This window comes from Neobacillus sp. KR4-4 (assembly GCF_042136325.1).
In the GTDB taxonomy this organism is placed as follows: domain Bacteria; phylum Bacillota; class Bacilli; order Bacillales; family Cytobacillaceae; genus Neobacillus.
This window is the reverse complement of the sequence record NZ_JBHHJU010000004.1, coordinates 291,814-299,605: the sequence shown is the minus strand read 5'-3', so window position 1 is coordinate 299,605 and position 7,792 is coordinate 291,814. Positions and strand designations below refer to the sequence as shown.

The following is a 7,792-nucleotide window of genomic DNA, read 5'->3' as shown; positions in this document are numbered from 1 at the left end:
TATCTTAATTATACAAAGGGCTGATATAAAGGTCATTAATGATTTTATAACCCTGTTGATTGGAGTGGAAGGCGGCGAAGACTCCTGCGGGAGTACGGGACAGGGGAGACCCCGCAGACGCTGAAAGTGTCGAGGAGGCTCCCCGAACCGCCCGCGGAAAGCGAAGCCGCCTGGAACGGAAATCAACAGACTAGTTTAATGTAGCCAAACAAAAAAGACTGTCGATTTAAAACCCGAAATCCTTCGGATTTGTCGACAGTCTGGAAGCAGGATAAAACTGCTTCTTATTTCTTTTGAATCCAGCTCTAGCGCCTAGAGGCGCTTCTGCTTTTTAGTTAAAATATTTTCTTTTTGCCTTGTTCGTCTTTTAAAATTTCTACTGCTTCACGGAAACGTTGCGAATGAATGATTTCCCGTTCACGTAAAAAGCGAAGGCTATCATTGATATCTGGATCATCACTTAGATTAATTAACCATTGGTAAGTAGCGCGGGCCTTTTCTTCTGCTGCAATATCTTCATATAAATCTGCAATGGGGTCACCCTTTGCAGTTATATATGTAGCAGTAAAGGGAACTCCTGCGGCATTATGGTAGTATAATGCGTTATCGTGGTCTGCATAATGCGCTGCCAATCCAGCTGCTTTCATTTGCTCTGGTGTAGCATCTTTCGTTAATTTATAAACCATCGTGGCAATCATTTCTAGGTGGGCAAACTCTTCTGTACCGATGTCTGTCAAAAGCCCGATTACTTTATCAGGAATCGTGTATCTTTGGTTTAAATATCGGAGTGCTGCCGCGAGTTCACCGTCAGCACCGCCATACTGCTCAATTAGATATTTTGCTAACGTCGGGTTACACGTACTGACTCGAACAGGATATTGTAGTTTCTTCTCATATATCCACATTTACCTCACCCTCCCCTAAAATAAACATGTTTTTCGCTTAACCTAGAAAATTATCCAGCTCCAGCGCCAAACGGGCGCTTCCGCTTTTAAACTTGCCATGGCCAAGGTGTGTCATCCCAATTCCAAGGATAACTAGAGTAACTATTACCGAATTGCAATAATGGACCAAATTGGCTTTCAAATGCCTTTTTTAAACGTTTTCTCTCCTTTGCATAATGATTGAACTGATTGATGGCTTCAAGATCGTCATTATGTGTATCAAGATAGAGGGTTAGTTCAACTAAAACAAAGTCGACTGCTTGAAGTTGTTCCATTAATTGATAATATTCGGCGGGAACTTGTTTCATGTAGGCAGTCCCCCTTTTGCCTTCTCTAATGCGTTAAAGTAAGGATCATAAAAGTCTTTCCATAAAGTGCCAGCTCTTAGTGCCTCTAGTGGTGTAAATTGTTCTAGGTTGGGTGGTTGAAATCCCATATATAAATGTGGTGGGGTAGAGTATGTTTTTTCAAGAATCGGCGGACAAGGGTCAAAGGGACTCACATACGGATGAAAGGTTTTGAAATGTGTATTCATTATAGTCCTCCCTTTATTCAACATCAGTTAATAATATGAAATATTCCATTTTCTATGACATAAACTTAAATGCAAAAGGGTTTTTTCCAAGCCTTATAGAAGTATACTAAATAATGCATGATTATATTTCGAGGTGATGGATTTGTTCGTAAAAAATATAATGATTCCAAAGCATGAATGTTTTACTGTCCAGGAAAATACTACACTTAAAGACGCTTTAGAAAGTTTGGAAAAATATCAGATTGATGGACTTCCGGTTTTAAGTGGAGATAAATACGTAGGAGTGGCGACAAGATACAACATTTATATGAGCTATTTTCAGTCTGATAAACAAAAGAATGAGTATTTATCCCAAACTTTTGTAAAAGATATTGCTACACATCATGATAAGTTTCTAGAAGGTGGAGAATTATTTGAGAAAACACTTCTTGATTTAAAGGATTTTCCTTTATTAGCAGTTGTTGATGCTAACAAAAACTTCCTTGGTGTAGTTACGCGCTCTGATGTCATTAGTTCTTTCGAAAGTGCATTTGGGGTGAATCGTCCAGGTGTACGGATTGCCTTTACATCAGTTGAAACCGAAGGACGAATCGCACGCCTGTCTGAAATTGCACATCAATTCCACGAGCATATTATTTCTCTGGTAACTTTCGATGAAACAGATAAACTTGTCCGGAGAATCGTTATGAAGATAGAGAAGAAAGATAATATCGATAAATTCACCAAGAGGCTGGAAGACCATGGCTTCAGAATATTGAGCATCCAAGAAGATGATTAACTAGCAGTAGGTAAGTTTTTAAATCCTTCTCATACATTGTATGGGAGGGGTTTTTATGTTCATTAAAGTGATTAAGTATTTTGTAATTTTTATATGTGGGTATATACTCATCAAATGGATTTCAATACCACAACCTTTTGCCTTATCTGATTTCTTTATAAGTCTTGTCGTAAATCCCTTAAAATTTTTTGCAGCCACGTTAGTTTTTTTTATCGGATTTCTCTTAACTGGGAGAGTCCTATCAGAACTTATCGTTGGCACAAAAATAGCTTGGCAAAAACGAAAAGTAATTGGTGTTGACCTTCTCATTGAGTATCTATATCTTCTGATTGTTTTTTGCCTTCTCTTTTATTTAGGTTTGGTGCAGACGATTGCATTTTTTAGTTTAAGTCTTTTTTATGGTATGATTTCCATTGAACGTTAGTTAAGAAATGGGGAAAAGAGAAATGGTTATAACATTAGTATTCTTGTTCATCCTGGGTGGATGCCTTCTTATATATATGTTACGAGAAGCTTTTTTAAATAATATCATAGAACATGAATTCAGCTTTCCTGACTTTCCTAAATCACTTGGCAGCATTTCTATTTTTTTTATTTCCGATATACATAGGCGAACAATCTCTGATAAAGTGATAAATCCAGTTATGGGGAAAGCGGATATTGTTGTGATCGGTGGTGATTTAACTGAAAAAGGTGTATCTTTTGAAAAAGTAAAGGCAAACTTGAGAAAATTAAAACAAATTGGCCCAGTTTATTTTGTTTGGGGAAACAATGATTATGAAGTGGATTATCATAAATTGGATGCCATTCTCCTAGAATTGGGTATTAAAGTATTAGCTAATACAGCAGTTACCTTTGAATCTGTTAAAGGAGAAAAATTTTGTTTACTAGGTGTAGATGATTTAAACCAAGAACGAGATCGCCTAGATTTGGCCTTATTAGATGCGGAAGAAAGTGGGTTTAAGATATTAGCCAGTCATTATCCTAATATTACAGATAAGATTCTTCCAGAGCATAAAATACGTTTGGTGTTAAGCGGACATACACACGGAGGGCAAATTCATATTTTAGGATATAGCCCCCATGAGCGGGGAAAAATAAAAAAGCTGGATAACACGGTCCAACTTATAAGTAATGGTTATGGTACCACTTCCATTCCACTCCGGTTAGGTGCACCGGCTGAATGTCACCTGATTACACTAAATGGGAATTCTGTAATCGAAGGATAAATATAGACAATTCACCAACAGACCCCTGGGGCATACACTGAAAACAAGAGTTATGTCACGGCAGGGGGCAAAATCATGCGCTTAGAACGCTTAACAGCCAATAAAATAAAGATTTTTCTAACCTCTGATGATTTATTTGACAGAGGACTCTCCAAAGAAGATATTTGGAAGGACTCCATTAAATGGAATCAGCTTTTCCATGATATGCTGGAAGAGGCAAGTGAGGAATTTGATGTTGATATTCAAGGTTCTGTTGCGGTAGAGGTGTTCTCCCTCCAAGCTCAAGGGATGATATTGATTATTACCGTTGATGATGTGATAGAAGATGATGAAATTTTGTATGATGGTTTTATCGAGATGCAAGTAAGAGTTGAAGGCTATGAGGACCTCATGTATGAGTTTGATGAATTTGAAGATATTATCAGCCTTGCCAAAAGACTGTCCACTGTGAATATTTTCGGCGGGAGTCTCTATGTATGGAACAACCGCTACTATTTAATAATGGATAACTTAAAATCGGAAAAAAATATTAAAGCTGCCTGCGTTTTATCCGAATTTGGCAATGCATCTATACTTAGTCCATATGTTCTAGCTGAGTACGGTAAGCGAATTATCGAACAACAAGCGGTGGAAACCATTCTTCATTTTTTTAAGTAGAATTAATTGTTTTTATAGATAAAAAAGGGCGCCACCGCCCTTAAATTGGAAAAAGATATTGCGCAATAATATTTAGCCATTGCATATAAAAATGCCAATGGCAGCGTTTACATAATTGGACTTTTTTTATACTTTTCTTCTTGCATAAATGAATGAAAGGTGTATACTTGTGTCTGAAAGATGACAACATTCGTAGCATTTTTTTAGGGAGGATTACAAATGGTAGCCGAAAGAGAAAATGAAAAGACTAATCAAGAGGAAAAGCATGATGTGTTGAAATCGACACAAACAGTTATACATAAGGCCCTTGAAAAGTTAGGTTATCCTGAAGAGGTATACGAGCTCTTGAAAGAGCCATTACGTTTAATGACAGTTAAAATTCCAATTAGAATGGATGATGGTTCCATAAAAATCTTTACTGGTTACCGTGCACAACATAATGATGCAGTGGGGCCAACAAAGGGTGGGATTCGTTTCCATCCCGGTGTAACAGAAACGGAAGTGAAAGCCCTTTCAATTTGGATGAGCTTGAAATGTGGAATTGTCGACCTGCCGTACGGTGGTGGTAAAGGCGGTATCGTTTGTGACCCTCGGGATATGTCCTTTAGAGAGCTTGAGAGATTAAGCCGAGGTTACGTTAGAGCCATTAGTCAAATTGTAGGACCAACGAAAGATATTCCAGCACCAGACGTATTTACTAATTCTCAAATCATGGCATGGATGATGGATGAATATAGTCGAATAGATGAATTTAATTCACCTGGTTTTATTACTGGGAAGCCGCTTGTTCTAGGTGGGTCGCATGGGCGTGAATCAGCAACTGCAAAAGGTGTGACAATCTGTATCCAAGAGGCTGCAAAGAAGAAAGGTATCCAAATTGAGGATGCACGTGTTGTTATCCAAGGTTTTGGTAATGCGGGAAGCTTTTTAGCTAAATTTATGCATGATGCAGGAGCAAAAGTCATTGGGATTTCCGATGCTTATGGCGCCTTGCATGATCCAGATGGACTAGATATTGATTATTTATTAGATAGACGAGATAGCTTTGGAACTGTTACAAAATTATTTAATAACACAATAACTAATAAAGAATTGCTAGAACTTGAGTGCGATATTCTCGTACCAGCCGCAATAGAAAATCAAATTACTGAAGAAAATGCTCACAATATTCGTGCGAGCATCGTTGTTGAAGCAGCAAATGGTCCAACGACACTCGAAGCAACGGAGATTTTAACTGAACGTGGTATTCTCCTTGTACCAGATGTTTTAGCTTCAGCAGGCGGTGTAACGGTTTCTTATTTTGAGTGGGTTCAAAATAACCAAGGCTACTATTGGTCGGAAGAAGAAGTGGAAGAAAAGCTTGAAAAAGTAATGGTAAAATCCTTTAATAATATTTACGATACTGCCCAAACCCGTCGAGTAGATATGCGTTTATCTGCATATATGGTGGGGGTTAGAAAAATGGCAGAAGCGAGCCGCTTTAGAGGCTGGATATAATAACGAGCTGCTGCTAAATATAATACTTAACCATTGAAACATAGTTAAAAAACTCCTATCATAGACGATAGGAGTTTTTTGTCATCCATGTGATTGTATTAAGGAGTGTACCTATGATGCAAATAGAAGATATCATAATTGTTGGTGGTGGACCCTGCGGATTGGCAGCAGCCATTGCCATTCAGGATAAAGGAAAAGAGCCATTAATCATTGAAAAAGGAAATGTGGTAAATTCCATTTATCACTATCCAACCCATCAAACATTTTTTAGCACGGCAGAAAAGTTAGAAATTGGGGAAGTGCCGTTTATTACTGAGAGTTATAAACCAAAAAGAAATCAAGCACTTGTCTATTATCGAGAAGTCGCTAAACGAAAACAGCTGCGTATAAACTCTTTCGAACAAGTGAATAAAGTTCTTAAAAAGGATGAAATGTTTCAAATCTTTACTAATAAAAATACGTATTGTGCACGCCATGTAATCATCGCAACAGGTTATTATGATCATCCAAACTATATGAATGTTCCGGGCGAAAATTTACCAAAGGTATTCCACTATTTTAAAGAGGCCCATCCATATTTTGATAAGGATGTTTGTGTGGTCGGCGGAAAAAATTCAAGTGTGGATGCGGCCATAGAACTTGTAAAAGCAGGTGCGAGAGTGACCGTTTTATACCGTGGTGATAAATATTCACCAAGTATTAAGCCTTGGATTCTCCCTGAGTTTGAATCGTTAGTTCGAACAGGAACCATTTTAATGGAATTTAACGCCCGCGTTAAAGAAATAACAGAGAATCAAGTTATTTATACAAAAGACGCTGAAGATAATACAATACCCAATGATTTTGTATTTGCCATGACCGGATACCATCCAGACCACCAATTTTTAAAAAATATGGGTGTAAAAATTGATGAAGAATCTGGAAGGCCATTCTTTAGTCCGGATTCAATGGAGACAAATGTAGAGGGAATATATATTGCAGGTGTAATTGCTGCTGGAAATAATGCAAATGAAATATTTATTGAAAATGGCAGATTTCACGGAGAAGCAATCGCACGCTCAATTATCGAAAAAGATGCAAAAAGGGTGGCTAAATAATGAAAAAGGTAGTTTTATTAACGACTGGTGGGACTATTGCAAGCAAGACAAATAAAGAATCGGGAAAATTGGCCTCAGGAGCGATAACTGGTGAAGAATTGGCAAGTATGTGTAATTTGCCAAAGGACATCGAAGTAGTTGTTGAATCAGTTTTTCAGAAGGCAAGTATTCATATTACATTTGATGACTTATTACTATTGAAGAATAAGATTGAAGACTATTTTAAGGATGATTCGGTTTCAGGTGTAGTTGTCACACATGGAACAGATACGATGGAAGAAACTTCTTATTTTCTTGATTTAACAATTAATGATTCCAGAACTGTGGTAGTGACAGGATCACAACGCTCTCCTGAGGATTTAGGAAGCGATGTATATATTAATTTACGTCATGCCATTTATTGTGCTTGTTCCGATGATTTAAGGAATGCTGGAACAGTGGTTGTTTTTAATGAACGAATATTTGCAGCACGTTATGTAAAAAAAGAACATGCATCTAATATACAAGGCTTTAACTCATTTGGGTTTGGATATCTTGGTATTATCGATAATGATCAAGTTCATGTTTTCCAAAAACCAATTAAAAGAGAGTATTTTGAGATTAAAACCTCCATCCCTCAAGTGGAAATCATTAAATGCTATATTGGAGCGGATGGGAAATTTATTAAGGCAGCGCGGGAGGCGGGGATTGCTGGAATTATCTTAGAGGGAGTGGGACGTGGTCAAGTTGCCCCTAAAATGATGACAGAAATTGAAACAGCCATTGCAGAAGGAATGAAACTAGTTATAACTACAAGCGCAGAAGAAGGCTCAGTTTATACAACCTATGACTATGAAGGAAGTGCCTTTGACCTATTTAATAAGGGTGTAATTCTTGGAAGTGATAATGACTCTAAAAAAGCAAGAATTAAATTGGCAGTTGCGCTTGCCAGTAATTTGAATGAAATTAGATTTTAAGTTTTAATTAACCAAAAGATAAATACCTATTAGGAATTGGAATGAATCTTTCATTTTCTTTATAGAGAAACCATGTTACGATTAAGAAAATGGATTTGA

Annotated in this window: 10 protein-coding genes; 7 read left to right on the top strand and 3 right to left on the bottom strand. The window is 37.3% G+C overall.

All coding sequences use genetic code 11. The annotated features are described in order from the left end of the window. Positions 1-335: 335 nt before the first annotated feature. The 3 genes from cotJC to ACE198_RS06660 form a co-directional block, all read right to left on the bottom strand. Entirely contained in the window at positions 336-905 is a 570-nt protein-coding gene (gene cotJC / locus ACE198_RS06670) for a spore coat protein CotJC (RefSeq protein WP_375375055.1), read from the bottom strand. An 86-nt stretch (positions 906-991) separates the two neighbouring features. Continuing rightward, a complete protein-coding gene (locus ACE198_RS06665; RefSeq protein WP_098574829.1) occupies positions 992-1,252 on the bottom strand; it encodes a spore coat protein CotJB in 261 nt (86 codons plus the stop codon). Next, positions 1,249-1,479, bottom strand: a complete 231-nt coding sequence (locus ACE198_RS06660; protein WP_375375054.1) for a spore coat associated protein CotJA — start codon at positions 1,477-1,479, stop codon at positions 1,249-1,251. Before ACE198_RS06660 ends, ACE198_RS06665 begins: the two co-directional genes overlap by 4 nt. A 142-nt stretch (positions 1,480-1,621) precedes the next feature. Here ACE198_RS06660 and ACE198_RS06655 point away from each other — a divergent pair, with 142 nt between their 5' ends. The 7 genes from ACE198_RS06655 to ACE198_RS06625 all read left to right on the top strand — a co-directional run bounded on the left by ACE198_RS06655 (position 1,622) and on the right by ACE198_RS06625 (position 7,693). Further along, the gene (locus ACE198_RS06655) at positions 1,622-2,257 is read left to right on the top strand and encodes a CBS domain-containing protein (RefSeq protein ID WP_098574827.1); all 636 of its coding nucleotides are present in this window, start codon (positions 1,622-1,624) and stop codon (positions 2,255-2,257) included. A 55-nt stretch (positions 2,258-2,312) separates the two neighbouring features. Continuing rightward, complete coding sequence (locus ACE198_RS06650) at positions 2,313-2,681, top strand: hypothetical protein (protein ID WP_098574826.1); 369 nt, start codon at positions 2,313-2,315, stop codon at positions 2,679-2,681. A gap of 22 nt (positions 2,682-2,703) precedes the next feature. Then, entirely contained in the window at positions 2,704-3,486 is a 783-nt protein-coding gene (locus ACE198_RS06645; RefSeq protein WP_375375053.1) for a metallophosphoesterase, read from the top strand. Positions 3,487-3,561: 75 nt separating this feature from the next. Continuing rightward, positions 3,562-4,143, top strand: a complete 582-nt coding sequence (locus ACE198_RS06640) for a genetic competence negative regulator (RefSeq protein ID WP_375375052.1) — start codon at positions 3,562-3,564, stop codon at positions 4,141-4,143. A 219-nt stretch (positions 4,144-4,362) separates the two neighbouring features. Then, complete coding sequence (locus ACE198_RS06635) at positions 4,363-5,640, top strand: Glu/Leu/Phe/Val family dehydrogenase (RefSeq protein ID WP_098574823.1); 1,278 nt, start codon at positions 4,363-4,365, stop codon at positions 5,638-5,640. 116 nt (positions 5,641-5,756) lie between these two features. After that, positions 5,757-6,737, top strand: a complete 981-nt coding sequence (locus ACE198_RS06630; RefSeq protein WP_375375064.1) for a YpdA family putative bacillithiol disulfide reductase — start codon at positions 5,757-5,759, stop codon at positions 6,735-6,737. Next, entirely contained in the window at positions 6,737-7,693 is a 957-nt protein-coding gene (locus tag ACE198_RS06625; RefSeq protein WP_375375051.1) for an asparaginase, read from the top strand. The genes ACE198_RS06630 and ACE198_RS06625 overlap by 1 nt, the downstream gene beginning before the upstream one ends. The last annotated feature ends 99 nt before the right edge of the window (positions 7,694-7,792 follow it).

What these genes read in the sequence shown, in the direction of transcription:
- cotJC (WP_375375055.1), bottom strand. Translation starts at nt 905, where the DNA reads ATGTGGATATATGAGAAGAAACTACAATATCCTGTTCGAGTCAGTACG.
- ACE198_RS06665 (WP_098574829.1), bottom strand. Translation starts at nt 1,252, where the DNA reads ATGAAACAAGTTCCCGCCGAATATTATCAATTAATGGAACAACTTCAA.
- ACE198_RS06660 (WP_375375054.1), bottom strand. Translation starts at nt 1,479, where the DNA reads ATGAATACACATTTCAAAACCTTTCATCCGTATGTGAGTCCCTTTGAC.
- ACE198_RS06650 (WP_098574826.1), top strand. Translation starts at nt 2,313, where the DNA reads ATGTTCATTAAAGTGATTAAGTATTTTGTAATTTTTATATGTGGGTAT.
- ACE198_RS06645 (WP_375375053.1), top strand. Translation starts at nt 2,704, where the DNA reads ATGGTTATAACATTAGTATTCTTGTTCATCCTGGGTGGATGCCTTCTT.
- ACE198_RS06640 (WP_375375052.1), top strand. Translation starts at nt 3,562, where the DNA reads ATGCGCTTAGAACGCTTAACAGCCAATAAAATAAAGATTTTTCTAACC.
- ACE198_RS06635 (WP_098574823.1), top strand. Translation starts at nt 4,363, where the DNA reads ATGGTAGCCGAAAGAGAAAATGAAAAGACTAATCAAGAGGAAAAGCAT.
- ACE198_RS06630 (WP_375375064.1), top strand. Translation starts at nt 5,757, where the DNA reads ATGCAAATAGAAGATATCATAATTGTTGGTGGTGGACCCTGCGGATTG.
- ACE198_RS06625 (WP_375375051.1), top strand. Translation starts at nt 6,737, where the DNA reads ATGAAAAAGGTAGTTTTATTAACGACTGGTGGGACTATTGCAAGCAAG.